The 22,634-nt window shown below is 29.6% G+C and carries 22 protein-coding genes; 15 read left to right on the top strand and 7 right to left on the bottom strand.

The features are described 5' to 3' along the window. Nucleotides 1-24: 24 nt before the first annotated feature. From O5Y44_RS01675 to O5Y44_RS01655, 5 genes are all read right to left on the bottom strand, one after another. Nucleotides 25-315 carry a DUF5960 family protein gene (locus O5Y44_RS01675; RefSeq protein WP_271987927.1) on the bottom strand — a complete coding sequence of 97 codons (291 nt, stop codon included), beginning with the start codon at nucleotides 313-315 and terminating at the stop codon, nucleotides 25-27. Continuing rightward, nucleotides 308-664 (bottom strand): hypothetical protein, encoded by a 357-nt coding sequence (locus O5Y44_RS01670; protein ID WP_271987926.1) that lies wholly within the window; start codon nucleotides 662-664, stop codon nucleotides 308-310. The genes O5Y44_RS01675 and O5Y44_RS01670 overlap by 8 nt, the downstream gene beginning before the upstream one ends. Further along, entirely contained in the window at nucleotides 661-2,073 is a 1,413-nt protein-coding gene (locus O5Y44_RS01665; protein ID WP_271987924.1) for a Y-family DNA polymerase, read from the bottom strand. Before O5Y44_RS01665 ends, O5Y44_RS01670 begins: the two co-directional genes overlap by 4 nt. A 4-nt stretch (nucleotides 2,074-2,077) precedes the next feature. Further along, nucleotides 2,078-2,734 (bottom strand): LexA family transcriptional regulator, encoded by a 657-nt coding sequence (locus tag O5Y44_RS01660; protein WP_271964995.1) that lies wholly within the window; start codon nucleotides 2,732-2,734, stop codon nucleotides 2,078-2,080. A 155-nt stretch (nucleotides 2,735-2,889) separates the two neighbouring features. After that, entirely contained in the window at nucleotides 2,890-3,981 is a 1,092-nt protein-coding gene (locus O5Y44_RS01655) for a serine hydrolase (RefSeq protein WP_316447157.1), read from the bottom strand. 363 nt (nucleotides 3,982-4,344) lie between these two features. Between O5Y44_RS01655 and O5Y44_RS01650 the strand changes: the two genes are divergently transcribed. The 14 genes from O5Y44_RS01650 (at nucleotide 4,345) to O5Y44_RS01585 (ending at nucleotide 19,692) form a co-directional block, all read left to right on the top strand. Continuing rightward, entirely contained in the window at nucleotides 4,345-4,947 is a 603-nt protein-coding gene (locus tag O5Y44_RS01650; protein WP_316447158.1) for a phosphatase PAP2 family protein, read from the top strand. An 11-nt stretch (nucleotides 4,948-4,958) separates the two neighbouring features. After that, nucleotides 4,959-6,053, top strand: a complete 1,095-nt coding sequence (locus O5Y44_RS01645; RefSeq protein ID WP_316447159.1) for an MGDG synthase family glycosyltransferase — start codon at nucleotides 4,959-4,961, stop codon at nucleotides 6,051-6,053. A gap of 156 nt (nucleotides 6,054-6,209) precedes the next feature. Next, a complete protein-coding gene (locus O5Y44_RS01640) occupies nucleotides 6,210-6,899 on the top strand; it encodes a pentapeptide repeat-containing protein (RefSeq protein WP_316447160.1) in 690 nt (229 codons plus the stop codon). Between the two features lie 24 nt (nucleotides 6,900-6,923). Beyond that, a complete protein-coding gene (truA, locus tag O5Y44_RS01635; protein ID WP_316447161.1) occupies nucleotides 6,924-7,721 on the top strand; it encodes a tRNA pseudouridine(38-40) synthase TruA in 798 nt (265 codons plus the stop codon). 247 nt (nucleotides 7,722-7,968) lie between these two features. Next, nucleotides 7,969-8,790, top strand: a complete 822-nt coding sequence (locus O5Y44_RS01630) for an energy-coupling factor transporter ATPase (protein ID WP_316447162.1) — start codon at nucleotides 7,969-7,971, stop codon at nucleotides 8,788-8,790. Then, nucleotides 8,775-9,662 (top strand): energy-coupling factor transporter ATPase, encoded by an 888-nt coding sequence (locus tag O5Y44_RS01625; protein ID WP_316447163.1) that lies wholly within the window; start codon nucleotides 8,775-8,777, stop codon nucleotides 9,660-9,662. Before O5Y44_RS01630 ends, O5Y44_RS01625 begins: the two co-directional genes overlap by 16 nt. After that, nucleotides 9,655-10,440: an energy-coupling factor transporter transmembrane component T family protein gene (locus tag O5Y44_RS01620; protein WP_271965004.1), complete on the top strand. Its 786-nt coding sequence runs from the start codon at nucleotides 9,655-9,657 to the stop codon at nucleotides 10,438-10,440. The genes O5Y44_RS01625 and O5Y44_RS01620 overlap by 8 nt, the downstream gene beginning before the upstream one ends. 25 nt (nucleotides 10,441-10,465) lie before the next feature. Beyond that, a complete protein-coding gene (locus tag O5Y44_RS01615; RefSeq protein ID WP_316447164.1) occupies nucleotides 10,466-11,497 on the top strand; it encodes an L-threonylcarbamoyladenylate synthase in 1,032 nt (343 codons plus the stop codon). A 15-nt stretch (nucleotides 11,498-11,512) separates the two neighbouring features. Beyond that, nucleotides 11,513-12,475, top strand: a complete 963-nt coding sequence (locus O5Y44_RS01610) for a glycosyltransferase family 2 protein (protein ID WP_048803463.1) — start codon at nucleotides 11,513-11,515, stop codon at nucleotides 12,473-12,475. Nucleotides 12,476-12,481: 6 nt separating this feature from the next. After that, a complete protein-coding gene (locus tag O5Y44_RS01605) occupies nucleotides 12,482-14,050 on the top strand; it encodes a hypothetical protein (RefSeq protein ID WP_316447187.1) in 1,569 nt (522 codons plus the stop codon). Beyond that, the gene (locus O5Y44_RS01600) at nucleotides 14,031-15,230 is read left to right on the top strand and encodes a leucine-rich repeat domain-containing protein (protein WP_316447165.1); all 1,200 of its coding nucleotides are present in this window, start codon (nucleotides 14,031-14,033) and stop codon (nucleotides 15,228-15,230) included. Before O5Y44_RS01605 ends, O5Y44_RS01600 begins: the two co-directional genes overlap by 20 nt. Before the next feature lie 339 nt (nucleotides 15,231-15,569). After that, the gene (thrS, locus tag O5Y44_RS01595) at nucleotides 15,570-17,513 is read left to right on the top strand and encodes a threonine--tRNA ligase (RefSeq protein ID WP_316447166.1); all 1,944 of its coding nucleotides are present in this window, start codon (nucleotides 15,570-15,572) and stop codon (nucleotides 17,511-17,513) included. Nucleotides 17,514-17,570: 57 nt separating this feature from the next. Continuing rightward, on the top strand, nucleotides 17,571-18,155 hold the full coding sequence (locus tag O5Y44_RS01590) for a peptidylprolyl isomerase (RefSeq protein ID WP_314990948.1): 585 nt from the start codon (nucleotides 17,571-17,573) through the stop codon (nucleotides 18,153-18,155). A gap of 256 nt (nucleotides 18,156-18,411) precedes the next feature. Then, on the top strand, nucleotides 18,412-19,692 hold the full coding sequence (locus tag O5Y44_RS01585; protein WP_271965010.1) for a solute carrier family 23 protein: 1,281 nt from the start codon (nucleotides 18,412-18,414) through the stop codon (nucleotides 19,690-19,692). A gap of 92 nt (nucleotides 19,693-19,784) precedes the next feature. Here the strand turns inward: O5Y44_RS01585 and O5Y44_RS01580 are convergent, their stop codons facing one another. Beyond that, nucleotides 19,785-21,014: an MFS transporter gene (locus O5Y44_RS01580; protein WP_371465329.1), complete on the bottom strand. Its 1,230-nt coding sequence runs from the start codon at nucleotides 21,012-21,014 to the stop codon at nucleotides 19,785-19,787. Between the two features lie 71 nt (nucleotides 21,015-21,085). Continuing rightward, complete coding sequence (locus O5Y44_RS01575; RefSeq protein ID WP_316447169.1) at nucleotides 21,086-21,520, bottom strand: ArsR/SmtB family transcription factor; 435 nt, start codon at nucleotides 21,518-21,520, stop codon at nucleotides 21,086-21,088. Nucleotides 21,521-21,727: 207 nt separating this feature from the next. On the opposite strand from O5Y44_RS01575, the gene O5Y44_RS01570 reads away from it, so the two are divergent. After that, nucleotides 21,728-22,621 (top strand): YidC/Oxa1 family membrane protein insertase, encoded by an 894-nt coding sequence (locus O5Y44_RS01570; protein WP_371465327.1) that lies wholly within the window; start codon nucleotides 21,728-21,730, stop codon nucleotides 22,619-22,621. The last annotated feature ends 13 nt before the right edge of the window (nucleotides 22,622-22,634 follow it).

The following is a 22,634-nucleotide window of genomic DNA, read 5'->3' as shown; positions in this document are numbered from 1 at the left end:
TAGGAGCTTATCCTAGTTTCGAGTTTATTTTTGGTTTATAAATTTATGTCCAGTATATTGAAAGATTCTCACCATCTTGTTTTCTAAAGGAGTTTGAACTTTAAAAAAGAAGTAGTGGTCTCTTTTATCTTTTGATTTATTAGCGGTTAATCTGAAAAAATTGCTATTGTTATTTACCATTAAACTTAAAATATCATCTGTTAAAAATGTTAGAGGAATATTTAATGCGGAATATTTATAGAAATCTTTTTCAAATTGATCATAGTTACTGCTAAAATAATCGAATTGTACTTCGTGTTGATTAAGTTTATTCATAGTCTAATTCCTCTGCTAGTGAAACTTTTAGAATATCATTAATTGAAACTTGTAATATGTTTTGTTTAGTAGAAAAATAAATAGTATCTTTGCCACAATCAACAACTTTCCCTAGATATGGTTCACGTTGATTGAGGATATATAAATATGCTAGTCCTTTAAAGAAATATAGCTGATTTAGTAATAATCTTTTTTCATCTTTATCCATATTATTGGAAAAGTCTATGGTGTCACCTTGTGTATTGATTGCGGTAGTATGCTCTGAGATGAAAAATCCCATCCATTTTGCCATACCACGATCAGCATATTCTCTTGCGGATTTATAAGGGAGATAATTTCTGTTTATCATATTATTCCATCCATGCCACCGGCATGTCCTCCTACTAATTTACTTCTTTCTTTAACACGTGAACCTTCCATCAACATACTTCCGTTTTGTACAGAGAGAAATCCATATTTATCACGTATGCTATCTAATGTTTTATCTATTTTTCTTTGTTTTTCAATAGCTTCAATATCATCGAATAGAGAGTATATTGTAAGATTATCATCTACTAAGTTATCGTATCTAACTGCGATAGAACGTACAGCACCACCATCATATTTACTTCTAAAGAGTTCTAAAACATAATCGGTTAGTTGCTTTGTGCTTTGAGTAGGATTAATCTTTTTAGATGCGTTAATAGATTTTTTATTTTCAATTCTACTGTAACTAATATGAATATGTACGGATTTTGCGTTCTTCTTAATTCTTCTTAGTCTTATGGCGACTTGTTCAGCCATTTCAGATAAAACTAATTCTATTTGTGATTTTATTTTATAGTCTTTAGGAAGGACTTGGGAGTTACCTAAACCTTTTGATTTTGGCTTATAAGGTTTTGAGGGCTTACTTTCATCTATACCATTTGCGTGGAACCATAGCTGAACTCCGATAATTCCAAATTCTTTTTTTAGTATATCAGGATTAGCATTTGCTAAATCTTTAACAGAATCTATTTTTAATTTATTTAATCTTTTTTCTGTTCTTTTTCCTATACCCCAAAAATCAGTAAGAGTTGGTATACTCCACACTTTTGTTTCAACATCTTCGTATGACCAATTTGCTCGCATAGTAGGAGTTTTCTTAGCTTCATTATCTAAAGCAAGTTTTGCTAGAAGTGGATTAGAATTGCTCATGCCCACAGTTGAGTATACTCCTGTTTTTTTCCATATATCATGTTGGATTTTCGCACAAATTATGTCCAATTTTTCTTTTCTTGTTTTAGTAGAATCTTTTATGAAGTAATTAAGGGACTGAGTTAAATCGATAAAACCTTCATCAATCGAGTAGGGATGGATATCTTCGTCTGGAACATAATTTTTTAGTACGTTGAGTATTTGTATATTTTTCTCAATATATAGAGTCATTCTTGGGGGGACTATTAATGTTTTCTTAGCCCAAGATTCAATGTGTTTAATATATTCTGGAGTTATTTTAAGCCCTTGTCTTTTTGCATTATAAAACGAAAAACGTCGTGTATTGATATCAAAAGGCAGATCGTAACTTCTTCCAACATTATTTTTTCCGAAAACTTCTTTAAATATAGGAGAGCTGGCTAAGATTAGACCATTAGAATTATCACTTCTACTCATTACACAAAGTGAGGTAGTTAGCGGATTAAGTCCACGTTCTACACATTCGACACTAGCGTAAAAAGATTTCATGTCTATAAACGCTATGTCAGAATGAGGTTCTAATGTGTAGTCAATTATTCCCATGGATTTACACCTCTGTTATTGGTTTGAACGAATCTGTGACTATTCCTACAATATGTACTTCTTCTATAGGAGCCATTATGTCTTTATAACTATCGTTGATAGAAACTAAGCGAACAATATTGCCCTCCAAATAAACTTTTTTTATGTATGTTTCTTCATTGTAGACTACAGCGTAAACTAATCCGTCAAAATCATACCCAGTTTTCTTAATTAGGGCGACATTTCCGCTATGGTATTTAGGTTCCATAGAATCCCCATCAATCCATGAAGCTATATCATAAGGGATATCTTTATCAAAATAAACTGTATCGAAATCATAGTTTTCATAGTAGAAATTTCCTAGTCCAGCTGATAATTTTGCGTGAACTTGATATTTATGTAATTGAGAAATATATAGTTTATTCGCTATAGTCAAAAGTTTCTTTTGATTTATATCGTTTAACTGTAGATATTTATTAACTATTTCGTATTCTGATTCAAAATAGGTAGTTTCTACATTGAAATAAAGAGCTAGTTCTTCTAAATTTTTCTTATTAGGAACATATTTACCTTTTTCCCAACTATTGTAGGCAGCACGAGTAACACCAAGATATTCAGCTACTGCAGTTTGAGAAACTTTTCTTTTAGTACGCAAAGATTTTAATCTATTATTGCAAAACATAACTACCTCCGTTTATAATATTTGTAAAGTTATAACTTTACAAATATTATAAATTAAAAAATAGAATTTGTCAAAGTATAAATAAAAAGAATTGGCTCAGAAATTTTTATTTCTGGCCAATTCTAGATAATTAATTAGCATTAAATATTATTTGATTACATATTCATATTAACACGGTGCCATTCGTTTATAACATATGAAAGTTGTCCAATTTGGTTTAAACCAACAAGATTAATTTCTTGGGTAGCAGGAGTTGTTCCACCTAAACCAGCCGTATATAGAGCAATAATATAAGGTGTTTTTTCATAAACTATTGCATCAACGTTTAGTGCATCATTAACATAACCTGGTTTTTGTTCAATTTGGAGATTTGGTAAATATCGTTTATAGTACTCACCTGGGAATGATTCTCCAATATACCGACGAAGATCCTTATATTTTTCTTTACCATCCCATAGATGTTGAAGAACTTGGATGTAATAATTAGTTGTAGTTTTGTTATCAGTACTGAAAGTTTTTAGTTCTCCTTTAGACTCTCCGTATCTATTATACATTTTATATACTTCACTCATACCGCCTAAGCGGTCACCAAGAGCATATGCTGGAGTATTTTCTGAATAAACTAATGAATACTGTTGCATTTCTGGAATAGTCATAGCCCCATTAAAAGCTCTAACATATGCATCGTGCTCTCCGATATATTCATACTCTGTCTTAGTTATATCATATCGTTCGGTCATTGATAAATTATATTTATCAAAATCATCGACAATTATCATATTAAGTGGAAGTTTGTAAGTTGAACCAGCAGTCATTGGTTGAGTCTCATTCATTTCTATTAGTTCCCCAGTGTTTAAGTTTTTATATGAGAAAGCTACTTGAGAATTTTTAATTCCATTTGCTTTTAGGTAAGCTTGGACAACTTCAGGTAGAGTCATATTTACATAATCAAAATTTAAACCTAGTGATTTTATAGTTGCCGCATCAGCAGCCATCGTAGCTTGTTTTTCTTCTAAAGATTTAACTTTTTTCTCTGGTTCTTTTGCTTCGTCTTTATTATCATTTTGTTCAGCATTAGCTTGTTCGTTTGTATTATCTGTTTTATTAGCATGCCAATAAGATATTATATTATTTAAATTTACAATATGCTTTTTATTTAAATAATAAAGAGCAGCTATGGATATTAAAAATAGAGAAGATAATAATATTATAATTTTTTTAATTTTCGACATAGGTTCCTTCGACATAAATTCTCCTGTTTATATTTATTTCGTTAACCTAATAATTATAAATGATAAAATGCGAAATTTCAAGTAATATCTAAGGGGAATTAGGGTGGATTTTTAAAAATTAAATGTAGTCAAATTTGATAGAGTTATAGAAAAAGAGTAATAAATTATAGCATAATATTAATGTTGAAATAGTTAACGGAAACACATTAATTTTAAAATTTTGAGGAGAATATTATTAGTGGATTGTGTTCGTGTGGAAATTCGAAATGAATTTTATAGAGTTTAAGAGAAAGAGAGAATTTTATTTTACTATCTATATGTATTAAATTATGGTATTATTATAGGAATTATAAAGTAAATTATTTTATAGGTGATAAAATGACAAAAAGAAAACAGGTGAACTTAGTTATATTTTTTATTGGAATATTTATTTTAATGGCTAGTGGGTACAATAGTTTCTTAAAACCTTTAGATAATGCAATTATTAATTTTATTCAAGGATTAGAGAATTCAGTACTTACTAGTATATATTTAAATATGACCAATATAGCAGATATGAAACAAAGTGCAATAATAACAGTTATGATAGTTATAATACTATTCGCAAGAAAGTTTAAAAGAGAGGCTTTATTTTTAACTCTTACAATGGGAACATGTGGTATAGTGATGGCTTTTATTAAAACAATATTTAATCGTCCACACCCGAATATACATCGATTAGTAGAGTTGAATAGTTTAAGTTTTCCTAGTGGGCATTCAACTTCAGCCACAATATTGTATTTATCGTTAGCCTTAATATACATAAAATTGATGAAGAAAACTACATATACTCCAATTCTTGTAGCTACAGCTGGAATTTTATTTATTGTAAGCTCTAGAATTTATTTAGGAGTTCATTATCCAACTGATACGATAGCGGGGGTATCTTTAGGAAGTGCAATAGTGCTAATTTACAATCTAATTTATTATAGTAGGAAGTAAGGTGAAACAGTATGAAGAGAATCTTATTGATAACAGGCTCATTTGGGAACGGGCATCTGCAAGTTTCAAAAAACGTTAGAGAAATATTTGAAAAGTACTATGGTGATAAAGTGACAGTAATAGAGTCTGATTTATTTTTACAGGCACATCCGAATTTAACGTCTGTTTTGAAAAAGTTGTATCTATATAGCTTTTCGTATTTTAGAGATATCTATGGCTATTTATATTATGCTGGTAGGAATCAAAGTGATATCTCTGTCTACAGGTATTTTAGTTATGAGTATTTAAAAAGATTAATGAAAGAAGTTAAACCAGACATTATTATATCTACATTTCCGACACCAGCATTATCTCTGTTAAAAAATAAAAAGATACCAATAGTAAATATAATAACAGATTATCATTTTCATAAAAGTTGGCTAACAAAAGGAGCGTTTCGATACTACGTTGCGACTAATGATACTGAAAAAGAGTTGTTGAAATTAGGGGTAGAAAAAAACAAGATTAAAAAATTTGGTATACCGATTGCAGAAAAATTTGATGATATTCTTGATGTTGATAGTTGGTTAAAAGATAACGGTCTAAGTACTACAAAAAATACAGTTTTATTATCTGCCGGAGCTTTCGGGGTATCTACTGACTTTGCAATGCTTATCGAGCAATTGAAAAAGAAAAGTAACGATGTTCAAGTAGTAGTAATTTGTGGTAAAAATAAGAAGTTGAAAAACGAGTTAGATTATAAATACAGTAGAGATAAAGATGTTAAGATTTTCGGATATACAGAGAATATGTGTGAGTGGATGAAATCTTCTAGTGTACTTATAACAAAGGCTGGGGGAGTAACTATATCTGAAGCGTTAGCGAGTAATATTCCATTAATTCTTTTTAATCCAGTACCAGGTCAGGAGATGGAGAATGCTAGATACTTCAAGAAACATAATATGGCCAAAATTGCTAAAAATCAAGAGGAAGTACTGAAATATGTAGAACAATTATTATCGAAAGATAACATTGAAAAAATGAAGTCCAATATGAGGGGGAATTATTTACCCAAGGCTAGTTACAATATATGTGAAGATATAATGAGTTATTTAGACTCAATATAAAATTATATTTTAGATAATTATAAATATTTAGATACCGACTTAAAAGTTAGAAGAGAATCTAATTTTTGAATCGGTATTTTTTTAAAATATTTTATTCAGATAAAATTTATAGAAAGTCACTGTATATGCTATAATATCATATAGAGGTGTTAATATATGAAAAAAATTTCGTATGAGGAATTTAGTGAACGATTAAAACACGGGGAAAAGAATTTTAATGACTTGATTTTTGAAGATATGAATTTAAAAGGGTTTAATTTATCGAGATTAGATTTTTCTTCTTCAAATTTTATCAATGTAGATTTTGGTAATGTAGATTTTACAGATAGTAATCTAGAAAATTGTCTTCTAGATGATTGTAATATGAAAAATGCTCTTTTTGTTAATTCGAATCTAAAAAAAGCATCGATGAGAAGGGTGAATTTACAAAATGCCAATATTAAGGGTGCCAAGTTATATGCAGCTGTTTTAGAAGGTGCAAATTTAAAAAATATTATTTTTGATAATAAAACGGAGTATTTTAAATTATATTGTCCCGAACAAGGAGCGTTTATTGCTTATAAAAAAGGACTTAATAATAGAATTATAAAGCTTTTGATACCAAGTGATTCAAAAAGAGTATCTTCAACTAGAAACTGTTGCAGATGTGATAAGGCTAAGGTATTAGAAATAAAAAATTTTGAAGGTACTATTTTTTATGACGAAGCATGGTCAACTGTTGCTGAGGACTTTTGTTATAAACTTGGAGAGTGGGTTTATGCAGGAAATTTCAATGAAGATCGATGGTATGATTCAACCGGAGGTATTCATTTTTGGATGACAGAAGAAGAGGCAAAAAAATATTAAAAATAAAAGATGTAGGAGATAAAAGTGAGAATAGCTTTACTTTGTAGATATGATGGTAGCAATTACCATGGATTTCAAATACAACCAAATAATAATACAATTCAAGAAGAAATTGAGAAGAGTTTAAAGAAAATTAATAAAAAAGATGTGCGACTTTATATGAGTGGAAGAACGGACAGTGGTGTTCATGCCTATGGGCAGGTATTACATTTTGATACTGATTTAAATATTCCAGATGTTGCCTGGGTTAAGGCTTTAAATGCTACTATTCCAAAAGATATTAGAATAGTAGGAGCAACGACAGTTTCAGAGGATTTCCATGTTAGATATAATAGTACACAAAAAACATATTATTATAAATTATACATCGGAAGAGAAGTTGATCCATTTTTATTAAATTATGTAGGTAAACATAGTTTTGATTTTAATTTTGAAAAGGCTCAAGAAGCACTGAAGTATTTTATAGGAGAACATGACTTTTCATCATTTTGTTCGAAAAACTCTAGTGTTGAGGATAAGGTTAGGACGATATATAGTTTAACTATGGAAAAAGATCCGATTAATCCTAATATTGTAAACTTTGAAATTACAGGGAATGGTTTCTTATATAACATGGTTAGGATAATTATTGGAACTATACAAAATGTAGCTGCTGGTAAGTATGAAGCGGACTATATAAAAGAAATACTAGATAAAAGAGAACGTCAATTTGCTGGCCCTAAGGCAGATGCTGCTGGATTATACCTAAAAGAGGTAGTATATGATGATGATAAAGTAAATGAGTTTATTAAAAATAGTTTACAGAGTTATTGTAATAAATAACAGATAGGAGTGACTTGAAAATCGTGATTTCATAGAAATCGATTTTTCAGAGTCACCCTCGCACAGTTTATTAGATATCTAAAAAGCTTTTATAAAGTGAATTTAGATATCAATAAACCGCTGCGTCTATGAATTCTCATATGAACTTTGTTAAAATTTAGGACTTTTGGATTAGCCCCATTTAGATTGAGAAAAATCGGGATATTTGATATAATAAAAAGATATTCTATAGAAATTAGGTAATAAAATGATAAAATTTGAAGATGTTTTTTTTCAGTATTCTAGTTCTAAAAAGACTGCATTATCAAATATAAATTTAGAAATAAAAGAAGGGCATTGGTTAAGTGTCTTAGGAAAAAATGGAAGTGGAAAATCAACGTTAATGAAGTTGATTTATGGTCAAAATTTAGCAACTTCTGGGAAGGTCCTATTTAATAATAAAGAATACAGTAAAGAAATTTATGACGATATAAAAAATAAAATAGCTATAGTATTTCAAAATCCTGACAACCAATTTGTAGGTTCTACTGTAGAAGAAGACATTGCTTTTGGTCTTGAAAATAGGAATGTACCACAAGAAGATATGGATAAAATAATAGATGAGGTTTTAGAGATTGTAGATATGAGAGACTACAGAAAATATGAGCCATCATCACTATCAGGAGGACAAAAACAAAGGGTTGCAATAGCATCTTCTCTTGCTTTAAATCCTGAGATTTTAATACTCGATGAGGCGACAAGTATGCTTGATCCGAAGGCAAGAAAGTCCATTTTAGGGTATATAAAAAAAATTAATAGAGAAAAAGGAATAACTATAATATCAATTACTCATGATGCAGAAGAGAGTATTTATCCGGATGACATTGTTATATTAGAGAGTGGAGAAATAGTTTATCATGGAGACTACACTACACTATACTCTGATACGACAACACTGGAAAAATATAGTTTAGAAGTTCCTTTTGTAGAAAGAGTAAAAAAAGATCTAAATAATTACCTAAATCAAGATATATTTGAAATAGAAGAAGATGAGGAGAGTGTAGTGAAAAAAATATGCAAATTAGTTTAAAAAATGTAAGCTATACTTATAATTATAAAACCCCTTATGCAAGAGAAGTGTTGAAAGATATTAACTTGAATGTAGAAGAAGGAAGTTATACAGTTATAATAGGTAAGACTGGGAGTGGAAAATCTACTCTTATAGAGCATATTAATGGTTTATTATTACCTACACATGGAGAAGTATTAGTAAATAATGTACTAATTACTAATCCGAAAAGTAAAAAAGAAAAGCGTGAACTGGCTAAAAAATTAAAAGTATTAAGACAAGATGTTGCCGTATTATTCCAATTTTCTGAACAACAATTATTTGAAACAAGTGTATTAAAAGATATTATCTTTGCACCGCTAAACTACGGTATATCAGCAGAAAGAGCCATTTCTAAAGCTAAAGAATTAATAAAGTTAGTCGGATTAGATGAGAGTTACTTGGATAAATCACCATTTGAACTTTCTGGTGGAGAGATGAGAAAAGTCGCCCTATGTGGAGTGCTTGCTCTTGAACCGAAAGTATTGATATTAGATGAGCCAACAGTAGCTTTAGATTATAAGAGTCGTGAAGAAATCATGACCATGGTGAAAAAACTTAAAGACGAACTTAATATGACAATAGTTCTTATATCTCATAATATGAACTACGTATTAGAGTATGCAGATAAGGTTTTTGTTTTAAAAAATGGAAAAATTAATTTTGAAGGAACGGTGGAGGAACTTTTTGCTGATGAAAAACTGCTTAAAGAAAATTCACTGGAACAACCAGAATTACTAAAATTTTATAATAATCTGCAAGAAAATAATATTAAACTAGATGTATTTCCTAGGAAATACGAAGATTTAATAGATGCTTTAAAAAATAAGATAGGAAGTAGTATAAATGAATAATTCATTAATAAGTAAATATATTCCATTGAATACAATTATTCATAATCTAGATCCTAGAGCGAAAATATTTTTTGTAATTTTGTACTTAATAGATGTCTTTATTGCTTATAATGTTCTAGAGTTTTCTATCTTGTTTTTAATGTTGATAATGATAGTTATATTATCAAAAACAAGTCCAGCATTTTTAATAAATAGTGTAAAAGCAATTAGTATATTAATTATATTTACTTCTTTTATTCATCTTGTTTTTAATAAAAAAGGTGAAGTATTGTTAGAGGTGTTGGGCTGGAAAATTTATAGTGGAGCACTTTTTGGAATAGCATTGATAACTGTTAGATTTATCTTAGTCGTTATGATAATGGTAGTTTTTATGGCTACTACTTCACCAACTGAGATAACGAATGCTATAGAAAAGAGTCTTGGATTCTTACAGAAAGTAGGAATTCCAATTTCAACTTTTGCATTAGTATTATCAATTTCACTAAGATTTATTCCAACTATATTAGAAGAAACTAATAGAATAATAAATGCACAGGTTTCTCGTGGTTCAGATTTTAATGAGGGGAATCTAGCGCAGAAAGTAAGAAAGTTTATTCCAATATTAATCCCCCTATTTATAGCTACTCTAAAAAGAGCTGATGAACTTGCTACTGCAATGGAAGTAAGAGGGTATTCTACAACTGGAATAAGAAGTAAGTATAAAGTATTGAAATATAGTAATCTAGATTATTTAAGTTATATATTAATAATAGTCATTACAATATTAATAATACTGTAGTGTTAAATTAAAGAAAGGAGATAGGATGGAAACAGAAATAATTAATATTTCTAAAAGTGAAAATAAAGAAGAAATATATAGTAAATTAACTACATATTATAAAGAAGGGAAGTTAGTAGCTATTCCAACAGAAACGGTATACGGACTTAGTGCTAATGCTATGGACGATGAAGCGGTAAGTAAAATATATGAAGCTAAAGGACGTCCTAGTGACAATCCATTAATTGTTCATTTTTATGAAATGAACCAATTGGATAGTATAGTCGATTATAACGATGAAAATGTAAAAAAACTAATAAATAATTTTTGGCCAGGACCTATGACGTTAATTTTAAATGCTAAAGATAACAATGGTGTTTCTAAAAAGGTTACTGCAGGATTAAATACATTAGCTGTTAGGATGCCCTCTAATATTACTGCTCGAGAAATATTAAAGGAAACTGAAGTTTTATTAGCAGCACCAAGTGCTAATACAAGTGGTAAACCATCTCCAACAAAATTTGAACATGTTTACCATGATTTGAATGGGAAAATTGATGTAATAATCGAAGATGAGCAATCTGATATTGGTTTGGAAAGTACAGTTATTGATTGTACGAGATATCCTCTTGTTATTGCACGTCCTGGAGAAATTACAAAAGAAGATATAGAAGGTGTGCTAGGAGAAGGTAGTGTAAAATATAATGAAGAAATATTAACAAAAAACGAGACTCCTATCGCCCCTGGAATGAAATATAGACATTATTCTCCAGAAGCGGAATTAGTGTTGTTTAATGATTCGTTTGAGAAATTAATAAGTATTTTAAAAGAAAGAGATAAAAAAACTGGCTTTATTACATATAAAGAAATGGAATCAGAAGTTGACTTTTTAAATGTTTCTGTAAAATATTTAGCGGATAATGAGAAAAGTGTTGAACAATCTAATAAAAATTTATATAATATTCTAAGGGAGTTTGATGAAGAAGAGATAGAAGAGATTTTTATACTACCGATTGAAGAGACAAAAGAGAATAAAGCTTTATTAAATAGACTTAATAAAGCAATAAGTAAAAAATAAAATAGGAGATTTGTAATGAAAAAGTTATACGTAGTTATACCTTGTTACAATGAAGAAGAGGTATTAAACGAAACTGCAAAAAGATTAGAAGTTAAAATGAATTCTATGATAGAAGAAGATTTAATTTCAAAAGATAGCCGTGTTGTTTTAGTGAACGATGGTTCAAAAGATAAAACATGGAAGATGATAGAAGAACTTCATAAAAAAAATCCATTATTCAGTGGTATTAACTTAAGTAGAAATAGAGGTCACCAAAATGCTCTATTAGCAGGACTTATGACTGTTAAGGATCACTGTGATGTAAGTATTTCAATGGATGCTGATTTACAAGATGATATTAACGCTATGGATGAAATGATGAAAAAATATCTTGAAGGTGCTGATGTAGTTTACGGTGTTCGTTCAGCAAGGACTACAGATACATTCTTTAAACGTTTCACAGCAGAGGCATTCTATAAAGTAATGGAAAAACTAGGAGCTAATACAGTATTTAACCATGCAGACTATCGTTTAATGAGTAAACGTGCATTAGAAGGATTAGCTCAATTTAAAGAAGTAAACTTATTCCTACGTGGTATTGTTCCTATGATAGGATATCCAAGTGATATTGTAACATACGAACGTGCAGAAAGATTTGCTGGAGAAAGTAAATATCCATTATCTAAGATGTTAGCATTTGCTTTTGAAGGAATTACTTCTTTATCTGTAAAATTAATTAGATTTATTACTATAGGTGGAGCATTGATGATATTTATTGCTGCGATAGTATTTTTCTACACTTTATATAGTTACTTTGCAGGATTTGCAAGACCGGGGTGGTCAAGCTTAATGATATCGATGTGGTTCATCGGTGGAATGATTATGATTTCATTAGGTATTGTAGGTGAATATGTAGGTAAAATTTACTTAGAAACAAAAGGTCGCCCAAGATTCATTGTTGAACAATTTTTAAACGAAGAAAAAAACGAAGAGGAATAATTGGCAATGAATAAGGAAATATTAAATAAATTTTCTAATTTTTTAGTAAAAGTCATAGCTGTGATTTTTATGGTGCTTATGGGGATTAATTCACTATTAGTATTAACAAAAACAGCGATATTTCCGAAAGATTATCAAGAAACTTTATATTATGAAAATGATAGTGCTATACTGAATATTATATTTCTTATAATATTTAGTATAGTTATCTTAATATTAGCAAGATATTTGAAAAAAATAATAAGTGTTCAAAGATTAGTTTTAGTTGTAATGATTTACACATTTATTATTAGTATATTATTTGCGATATTGAGACGTGATTATGTGCAATTTGATCCATTTAATGTAATAGATCAAGCTAACAATTTCATAAGAGAAAACTATAGTGGTCTTGATAAAGGAAATAACTATTTATATATATATTCACACCAAATTACAACAGTATTTCTTTTCCAAATAATACTGTCATTATTTGGTAGGGCAACATTTATTTTATATATAATGCAAAGTTTTTCGATAAGTTATATAATTTTTATGTTATATAAAATATCTAATATAATGTTTGAGGATGAAGATACAAACTATTTAGTTGTAATTCTTAGTGGACTATGTTTCCCGTTAGTATTTTATGTTGCATTTGTATACGGATTGCTGCCAGGTATGTTTTTAACATTAGTCGCTTATTATTATTTTATAAAATATACTAAATATAAAAAATGGTATACGTTGGTAATAAGTGCTTTAAGCATTAATATTGCAATTCTATTTATAGGTAATAACTTAATACATATGCTAGCAATATTCTCAGCAGCCATAATTTATCTTATTAGAGTTAGAGATAAAAAGGTAATAGCTTTTATAGTCAGCTGTTTATTTTTAATGAGTGCGTCTAAGAGTCTAATTTATAATTATTATGAAGTTAAGAGCCAAAAGACAATCGCCGAGGGTGTTCCGAAAATTACATGGATAGCGATGGGGATGCAAGAAGGAGATCGTGAAGCAGGTTGGTGGAATAGATTCAATTATGACATAATGCCAGAAGAAGATTATGATGCAAAACGTATAACTGATATTTCAAAAGATTCTATAAAACAAAGAGTAGAGGTATTTAAGAAAAATCCTAGATATGCTGTAGATTTTTATCAAAGAAAATATGAAAATCAATTTATAGAACCAACATTCCAAAGTTTATTGGTCACAGCACCTCAAAGAAACTTTGATAATGAAACTAAGTTAGAGAAAGTAAAAGACTTTTTTATAAAACAAATTTACTTTGATGGAACTCATGATGTAATTTCATTTATTATGAAGGTATTTCAAGTATTTGTGTATGTATTTTCTGTAGTTTTTGCAGTGAATGTCTATAAAAAGAAAAAAGAAATATTAACGATAATCCCAGTTGCATTTATTGGTGGAACATTATTTCATATGATTTGGGAAGCGAAAAGTAGATATGTATTCCCGTATTTCGTATTTTTAATTCCACTTGCTGCATATGGATTAACAATTGTGCGAAATAAAATAACTGAGTATAGAAAAAATAAAGAGGAAAAAGATGAAAAAGGTAATATATAAAGCTTTTGTCGTAACATTATTGGGACTAGCTGTATCTACTCCAACGATAAAAGCTAATGATGTTTATGTACCCTTTGGAGAAAAGAAATTTACAGAAATTGAAAATAGTCAAAAAATAGATTTCGATGATCTTAATCTTAAAGAAGCGTTACTAGAATATTATAAGTTTCATATTAATAAAGACTATAAAGGTGAAGAAGTAACGATAGGAATGATGGAACAATTTACAAGTTTATCATTACCTTGGAAAAATATTTTTTCTCTAAAAGGTTTAGAATATGCTGTTAATTTGAAAAATTTAAATCTATCAAATAACTTTATTGAAGATATTACACCTTTAGAAAAACTAGTAGAATTGGAAGATTTAAATCTAACAAATAATAAAATAAAAGATCCAAAAAGTTTGGCAAAATTAACAAAATTAAGACAATTAGTGCTTAGAAAAAATCTAATGAATAACTTAGATTTTCTAAATGATTTAAAAGTAGAATCATTAGATGTTTCGATGAACAGTGTTTTGAAAGACTATATTCCGAATAATTTAAAACTTGAAAACCTAAGGAGTTTAAATATTTCTGGTATAGGTTTAGATAATATTTCATTTATAAAAAATGCTACAAAACTTGAGAGTCTAGTTGCTGAAGAAAATGCTATTAAAGATATAACACCATTAACTGAATTAAAGTCGTTAAGGGTATTGTATTTAGATAGAAACAGTATAAGTGATATCTCAGCACTTAAAAATTTATCAAGTTTAGAAGAATTACTATTATATAAAAACAATATTGAAAATATAGATGCATTGAAAGATAAAAAGTATTTATATCGATTGATGCTGAACGAAAATATAGGTCTGAGAAATATAGATGCGTTAAAAGATGTACCGAATATTTCTAGTGTAGATATATCTGATACAGCGGTCTCTGATATTTCAGCATTAAAGGATGCAAAATATCTTTATTATATAGCTTTAAAAAATACTAAAGTAAGTGAAACTGACATAACTACATTCGAAAAAAATAACTTAGAAGTTAAAAAATCTAATAATATAGATAAAAAACTAGAGGTAGTAAAAACAGAAGCTGCGAAATATTTCAGTGTAAAAAATTATATTTTCATGTTGTTAATATTAATTTTTACTTTTAGTGGGATAAGAAGTTATTGGAAAAAAAATAAATAAAATGAAAAAGATAGATGAGTTTCCCTTGAAATTCATCTATCTTTGTGCTAGAATTACATTAATGAAATAAATCAACGTATACTTAGGATAAGATATATATTTAACTTATTTAAGAGAGGGTATGGTGCTGAAAATACCTATAAGCAATATATGTTACTACCTAGCTAATAGTATTAACATAGTTAGTGAGCTATATTCACAAAGAGGAAGTAAAATTACTTCGAATTTGGGTGGTACCACGAAAAGATTCGTCCCTTCTTTAGTTTCGGCTAGAGAAGGGGCTTTTTTAATTTCTAAGTAAGTTAGACTAAGTATATTAAGAAAGAAGGAGACCTTAAAATGGCTAAATTAGTTTTTCCAGATGGAAATGTAAGAGAATATGATAATAAAACACCTTTAGAAATTGCAGAAAGTATCAGCGTTAGTCTTAAGAAAAAAGTTATTTCTGCAAAATTAGATGAGGATTACATCGAAGTTAACAAACCAATAACAAAAGATGGTCATTTAAAACTTATCGTAGCAGATGACGAAGATAAAGATAGTTTATACGTATTACGTCACACTTGCGCACACGTATTAGCACAAGCATTAAGAAGATTATACGGTAAAGATGTACACTTCGGAGTTGGTCCAGCTATCGATGGTGGATTCTACTATGACTTTGATGCTGAATATAAAGTTTCAGAAGAAGACTTCAAAGCAATTGAAAAAGAAGTTAAGAAAATTATTAGCGAAAATTATGCAATTGAAGGTCGTGAAGTAAGTAAAGAAGAAGCTTTAGAAATCTTCAAAGAAGATCCATATAAAGTAGAATTAATTAATGATCTTCCAGCTGATGAAGTAATTACAGTTTACACACAAGGTGAATTTACTGACCTTTGTCGTGGAGGACACGTAAGTTCAACTTCAAAAATTAAAGAATTTAAATTATTATCTGTAGCTGGTGCATACTGGAGAGGTAATAGTGATAATAAAATGTTACAACGTATTTACGGAACAGCTTACTTCACTAAAGATCATATGGAGCAACACTTAGTGAGATTACAAGAAGCACGTGAACGTGACCACAGAAAACTAGGTAAAGAACTAGGAATCTTCACAACAAGTCAAAAAGTTGGTGCTGGATTACCATTATGGTTACCAAATGGTGCTACTATCCGTCGTACAATCGAAAGATATATCGTAGACAAAGAAGTTGAATTAGGATATGATCACGTTTATACTCCAATTATGGGATCTAAAGATCTATATATTACAAGTGGACACTGGGACCATTATCAAGAAGATATGTTCCCACCAATGGAGATGGACCACGAAACAATGGTACTACGTCCAATGAACTGTCCTCACCACATGATGGTTTATAAAAATGAACGTCACTCATACCGTGAACTTCCAATTCGTATCGCTGAACTTGGAATGATGCACCGTTATGAAGCAAGTGGAGCTGTAAGTGGATTACAACGTGTTCGTGGTATGACTCTAAACGATGCTCACATTTTCGTTCGTCCAGACCAACTTAAAGATGAATTCAAACTTACTGTAGGTCTTATCGAAGAAGCATACAAAGATTTAGGTATTAAAAACTTCAGCTACCGTCTATCTTACAGAGATCCAGAAAATACTGAAAAATACTTCGATGATGATGCAATGTGGAACAACGCTCAACAAATGTTAAAAGAAACTGCTGATGAATTAGGTTTAGACTATGTTGAAGCTGAAGGAGAAGCAGCATTCTACGGACCAAAACTTGACGTTCAAGTAGAAACAGCAATTGGAAAACAAGAAACATTATCTACAATTCAATTAGACTTCCTATTACCAGAAAGATTCGAATTAGAATACATTGGTGAAGATGGAAAAGCTCACCGTCCAGTAGTTATCCACCGTGGTATTGTATCAACTATGGAAAGAATGGTTGCCTTCTTATTAGAAGAGTACAAAGGGGATTTACCAACATGGTTATCACCAAACCAAGTACGTATCATTCCAGTAAACAATGACTACCACTATGACTATTCTAAAGAAATCATGCAAGAACTTAAAAAAGCTGGTGTTAAAGTAGCTATCGATGATAGAGATGAAAAATTAGGATATAAAATCCGTGAAGCAGCAAGCAAAAAAATTCCATATACTTTAGTAATTGGAGATAAAGAAGTTGAAAACAGAAATGTTAACGTAAGAACATTTGGTTCACACGATCAAAAAGAAGAAAGCTTTGCTGAATTTAAAGAAAATATCTTAAGAGAAATTAACGAAAGATTAATCGAGAAAAACGCATAGTAAAATAAAAAGAGAAGGGGTGGAAGTTCATCCCTTCTTATAATAAGGAGAGATATAATGTTAACTCAATTAACAAAAAATGTAAAAAAAGGTCAAGTTAGAGTAAAAATTAAAACTACTCATGGAGATATGACTTTCAAATTATTTGAAAAAGATATTCCAAAAGCAGTAGAAAACTTTTTAACTCATGCAAGAAATGGATACTATAAAGGTATTATTTTCCACCGTGTAATTAAAGACTTTATGATTCAAGGTGGAGACCCAACTGGAACAGGTATGGGAGGAGAATCAATATGGGGACGTAGTTTCGAAGATGAATTCTCAATGGATTATTTCCACTTCTATGGTGCGTTAAGTATGGCGAATGCTGGACCAAACACAAATGGAAGTCAATTCTTTATAGTTCAAAATTCTCATGTAGATGCTAGAACTTTACAAGCACTTGAACAAGGTGGTTGGCCAAAAGAGGCTGTTGAAGGTTATGCTAAACTAGGAGGAACTCCTCACTTAGATCACCGTCACACAGTGTTTGGACAACTTATTGCAGGTGCGAAAACTTTAGAAAAAATTGCAGCTGTAAAAACTGGAGCTCAAGATAAACCAGTTGAAGAAGTTGTAATTCTTGATGTAGAAGTTAAATAAATATAAGAAAACAAGATTAATGAGAGATTAATCTTGTTTTTTATATATTATATGAAGAAATAATAATTATATAATTTTAGAATTTAGATAATGAAAATTAATATAAACTAAAGAACAGAGGAAACTTTTTTCCAACAATAAAATATTATTAATTATTTTAAATTTCTTCTCGAAAAAAATAAAAAAAAACACTTTCAAATTGACTATTCATGTGATATAATTATGAAAGTTTGAATATAAAAAAAGGAGAAAAAGAATGGCAGAAAAAACAAGAGTAAAACCAATTCTTGATGTTCATGAAAAGCCTAACTTAGCTCTATGGGTAACGTTAAGCTTACAACACTTATTCGCAATGTTTGGAGCGACTGTGTTAGTACCAATTTTAACAGGATTACCAGCAAGTACAGCTTTAACAACATCAGGTATTGGAACACTTACGTATTTATTAATAACTAGAGGTAAAATTCCTGCATACTTAGGATCTTCATTTGCCTTTATTAATCCTATTATTGTATTATCAACAACACACAATGTTGAAACAGCAATGCTTGGTGCATTTTTAGCCAGCTTAGTTTATGGTGTTGTAGCAATGTTAATTTACAAATTCGGTGTAAATTGGTTGCTTAAACTTTTACCACCGGTAGTAGTTGGACCTATTATCATTGTTATTGGACTTGGAATTGCTCCTACAGCAATTAACATGGCGATGTATAAAACAGTAGATGGAGCTAAAGTTTATGATTTGAAATACTTCTTAGTAGCTCTTATCACATTGGCAGCAACTATTTTCTGTTGCGTAGCTTTAAGAGGATTTGCTAAACAAATTCCTGTATTATTAGGGATTGTTTTCGGTTATATCGTAGCAGTATTCGCAGGATTAGTAGATTTCCAACCAGTTATCGATGCTCCTTGGTTTAGTTTACCGAAGTTCACAATTCCTTTTGTGACATATACACCACATTGGAATGTAGCAGCATTAGCGATGGTACCTATCGCTATAGTTACTATTAACGAACACATAGGTCACCAAATGGTATTATCTGAAGTTGTAGGAAGAAACTTCCTAAAAGATCCAGGTCTACATCGTTCAATTTTAGCTGATGGAACAGCGATGATGTTCGCATCACTTTTAGGTGGGCCACCAAGTACAACATATGGTGAAAACATTGGGGTTCTTGCTATTACACGTATCTTCTCTGTATTCGTATTAGGAGGAGCAGCGGTATTCGCACTTATCTTAAGTTTTGTAGGTAAGTTCTCAGCTCTAATCTCTACGATTCCATCACCAGTTATGGGTGGTGTATCGATTTTACTATTCGGTATAATCGCTTCGAGTGGACTTAGAATGTTAGTAGATGAAAAAGTAGACTTAAGTATTAATAGAAACTTAGTAATTTCATCAGTAATCATCGTTTTAGGTGTAGGTGGAGCAATGCTTAAATTCGAAAGCATTAACTTCGAACTTCCAGCGATGGCACTTGCAGCAATCAGCGGTGTGTTATTAAATGCATTCTTACCAAAAGAAGATAAAAAATAGTATTTAACAAAATAGCTAGTAACTTTTAAAACAAGTTACTAGCTATTTTTGTTTTGAGATAATCTAATAAATAAACTTCGTTATAGATGGGATTATCGATTATTATCTTCCTTTGTTAAGTTAGAAAAACTAGGTAATTTCCTAATATTATTATTGAATAACCAAAATAGAAAAACACAGAAAATTAATAGCGAAGTAATAATTATAATAGTCTTCGTATTGTATTTTATACTTAATATTCCAGCTATTAGAGCACCTAGAGGACTAAAAGCTATGGATAAACCAATCATAGTAGACATAGCAACATCTAATTTATCTTTATTTACAATGCATTGAATCATTGTTTGAGAATATGTATTCAAAATTCCTATTAGTATCCAACCAAATAAAAATAATGAGAAATTGATTATTTTATTTGTGATAGAGTTATTGTTAAGTATGCTAAGTAGCCCCCAAGAAACAGCGATACCAAATGCAAAAGTAATATATAAAGTACCTAACCTTATATTTTTTAGTATTTTCTTGTTAGAAAGAAAGGCTCCTATTAAGATACCAAGTCCAGAGGCACTAAGTAAAATTCCATAAAAATAGCTAGTTTCTGAATACTCAGGAAGTACCGTTAGTAAAGAGCTGGTAGAAAAATTAATTATTATTATTCCAATTAACAATGGTTTTAATAATGGTGTATTCCAAATTTTTATACCATTACTTAATTTTGAAAGGTAGTTTTCTTGTGTGGTTATAGTTTTTTCATTTTTAGATAAGTCGCTTGACAGAAAAATAAATAATACACTATTGATGAAAAAAGTAAGACTATTTATTATGAAAGCAAATATTGTTCCAAAAACTGTAATAATAAATCCACCTATTGAATTAAAGAGAGCGTCACTTCCTTGATAAGCTATAGAAAATAATGAATTTGCTTTAACTAACTCCTGTTGTTTAACTATTTTTGGAAGTAAACCAAGTTGAATAGGATAAACAATTTGATTAATGAAACTGATACAAACGATAAAAATTATCAGTGTAGTAATATGTAGCTTATTAATGAAGATTAGATAAGTGATAACTAATAATATTATCGCCTGAATTAGCTGTGAAATAATTAAAAATTTCTTTACATCAAATTTACTGATTATCGGTGAGATAAATATTTGTAATATAGCGGTAAATGAGATTAAAAACAAGGTAATACCACTATAAAAAGTAGATTTAGTTAAAGAGTAGATTAAAGTTAAAGTAGCTATTGAATATATGCTATCGCCAAAGTTAGTGATTAATCTACCAAATAGTAAAATTGAAAAGTTCTTATTTTTGAACATAGTGTCCACATCCTTTATAAAAATTTTAACGATAAAAAATATTTGACAGTTAATATATTATTTAACAGCTCTTAACGAGCTGTAGAAATAATATTAATACTAACACCATCGTTATCTTTTGAGGAGAATTTTTTTTCTAGTTTTTTAACTTCATCCCAGAAATCTTTCACATCTTCTTTCTTTACATTAAAGTTAATTGAAGTATTATTAAATAAGTCGTTAAAAATACTAGGTGAAGGCACAAATGCTTGTGCTGTTGGTAAATAATATTTTTGTATTATTCCGTTTATTGAATCTGTATCAACTACTTCGATAAAATTATTTTCCTCTAGGATATTAAGGTGATAGTGTATTTTAGTTCTATTAATTTTTAACAGTTTAGCAAGTTGTCTTGAGTTCTTTTTTTCTGTTCCAAGAGTTGTAAGGATACTTATTCTTAAAGGATCAGAAATAACTTTTAGCTTCTCGATGTCTGTAATGTATTGTATATCTTTGATAGTAATCAACCCTTTCTTATTTATATTATATAGTAGTCACCTTAAACTGTCAATAAAATTTGAACGTTATAAAATAATTTTCTTAACTTCTTTAAAATTAACTGAAGTTTTGATTAAACAATAGTTTGACTACCACTTTTATATTTGATATAATTTACTAGGTATAATATTAGTAGAAATACTAAAACTACAAAGAAGAAATAAAATTTAAGGAGAATGAAATTGAAAAAACTATCAGCAATTTTATTAGGTTTGCTTGGGATGGTAACATTGTCAGGCTGTTCAGCATATGACAGATCTGGAACGTTTTATGAAACATTCGTAAAACCGATGGATATATTCTTAGCGAAAATTTATGAGTATACAGGAAGTTGGGGATGGTCAATTGTAATTATTACGTTGATTATCAGATTATTAGTACTTCCGTTTATGTTAAATAATTATAAAATACAAAATAAATCAAGAAAAGGACAAGAATTAGCTCGTCCAGAATTAGAAGTAGTTCAGAAGAAACAACAAGCGGCTAAAGAAAAAGAAGCTAGAGCAATTTCTAATGAAGAAAAAATGCAAGCGCGTAGTGAACTTATGGAATTACAAAGAGAACAAATGGCTATCATGAAAAAATATGATGCAATGCCATTAAGTTTAGGTGGATGTTTACCAATGCTTATTCCACTTCCATTCTTAACTGGTTTGTTCTATACACTATCTAATCCATTATACTCTGCTGGAATTATTGATTCTACATTCCTTGGAGTATTCAGTCTTGGTACTCGTTCATATACATTACCATTAATCGCGTTTGCTGTATATGCTATCCAAACAAAATTACAAATGAGTTTAATGCCGACACCAACTCAACCAGGTCAAGAACAAATGCAAAGTCAAATGCAAATGATGCAATGGTTATCTCCGATAATGATTACAGCATTTTCATTCTGGGTAGCTGGTGCAGTAGCTGTGTACTATATCGTAGGGGGATTATTCATGATATTCCAAACTTACTTAGGACACGCACTATATCCACCATATAAACCGGAAAAACAAAAGAAACAAGCTTTTGATCCGGAAAAAGTTACATTAGTTTCTAACAAGAAAAAACGTAAATAATTAAACGAGGTCA

The organism is Gemella sp. 27098_8_155, assembly GCF_041433725.1.
GTDB lineage: Bacteria > Bacillota > Bacilli > Staphylococcales > Gemellaceae > Gemella > Gemella haemolysans_D.
This window is presented reverse-complemented; position numbering and strand designations above follow the sequence as displayed.

Coding starts and splice junctions, on each gene's coding strand:
- O5Y44_RS01630 (WP_316447162.1), top strand. CDS start 7,969: ATGATAAAATTTGAAGATGTTTTTTTTCAGTATTCTAGTTCTAAAAAG.
- O5Y44_RS01570 (WP_371465327.1), top strand. CDS start 21,728: ATGAAATTGAAAAAACTATCAGCAATTTTATTAGGTTTGCTTGGGATG.
- O5Y44_RS01615 (WP_316447164.1), top strand. CDS start 10,466: ATGGAAACAGAAATAATTAATATTTCTAAAAGTGAAAATAAAGAAGAA.
- O5Y44_RS01665 (WP_271987924.1), bottom strand. CDS start 2,073: ATGGGAATAATTGACTACACATTAGAACCTCATTCTGACATAGCGTTT.
- O5Y44_RS01625 (WP_316447163.1), top strand. CDS start 8,775: ATGCAAATTAGTTTAAAAAATGTAAGCTATACTTATAATTATAAAACC.
- thrS (WP_316447166.1), top strand. CDS start 15,570: ATGGCTAAATTAGTTTTTCCAGATGGAAATGTAAGAGAATATGATAAT.
- O5Y44_RS01640 (WP_316447160.1), top strand. CDS start 6,210: ATGAAAAAAATTTCGTATGAGGAATTTAGTGAACGATTAAAACACGGG.
- O5Y44_RS01660 (WP_271964995.1), bottom strand. CDS start 2,734: ATGTTTTGCAATAATAGATTAAAATCTTTGCGTACTAAAAGAAAAGTT.
- O5Y44_RS01585 (WP_271965010.1), top strand. CDS start 18,412: ATGGCAGAAAAAACAAGAGTAAAACCAATTCTTGATGTTCATGAAAAG.
- O5Y44_RS01605 (WP_316447187.1), top strand. CDS start 12,482: ATGAATAAGGAAATATTAAATAAATTTTCTAATTTTTTAGTAAAAGTC.
- O5Y44_RS01610 (WP_048803463.1), top strand. CDS start 11,513: ATGAAAAAGTTATACGTAGTTATACCTTGTTACAATGAAGAAGAGGTA.
- O5Y44_RS01645 (WP_316447159.1), top strand. CDS start 4,959: ATGAAGAGAATCTTATTGATAACAGGCTCATTTGGGAACGGGCATCTG.
- O5Y44_RS01580 (WP_371465329.1), bottom strand. CDS start 21,014: ATGTTCAAAAATAAGAACTTTTCAATTTTACTATTTGGTAGATTAATC.
- O5Y44_RS01620 (WP_271965004.1), top strand. CDS start 9,655: ATGAATAATTCATTAATAAGTAAATATATTCCATTGAATACAATTATT.
- O5Y44_RS01590 (WP_314990948.1), top strand. CDS start 17,571: ATGTTAACTCAATTAACAAAAAATGTAAAAAAAGGTCAAGTTAGAGTA.
- O5Y44_RS01675 (WP_271987927.1), bottom strand. CDS start 315: ATGAATAAACTTAATCAACACGAAGTACAATTCGATTATTTTAGCAGT.
- O5Y44_RS01670 (WP_271987926.1), bottom strand. CDS start 664: ATGATAAACAGAAATTATCTCCCTTATAAATCCGCAAGAGAATATGCT.
- O5Y44_RS01650 (WP_316447158.1), top strand. CDS start 4,345: ATGACAAAAAGAAAACAGGTGAACTTAGTTATATTTTTTATTGGAATA.
- O5Y44_RS01600 (WP_316447165.1), top strand. CDS start 14,031: ATGAAAAAGGTAATATATAAAGCTTTTGTCGTAACATTATTGGGACTA.
- O5Y44_RS01655 (WP_316447157.1), bottom strand. CDS start 3,981: ATGTCGAAGGAACCTATGTCGAAAATTAAAAAAATTATAATATTATTA.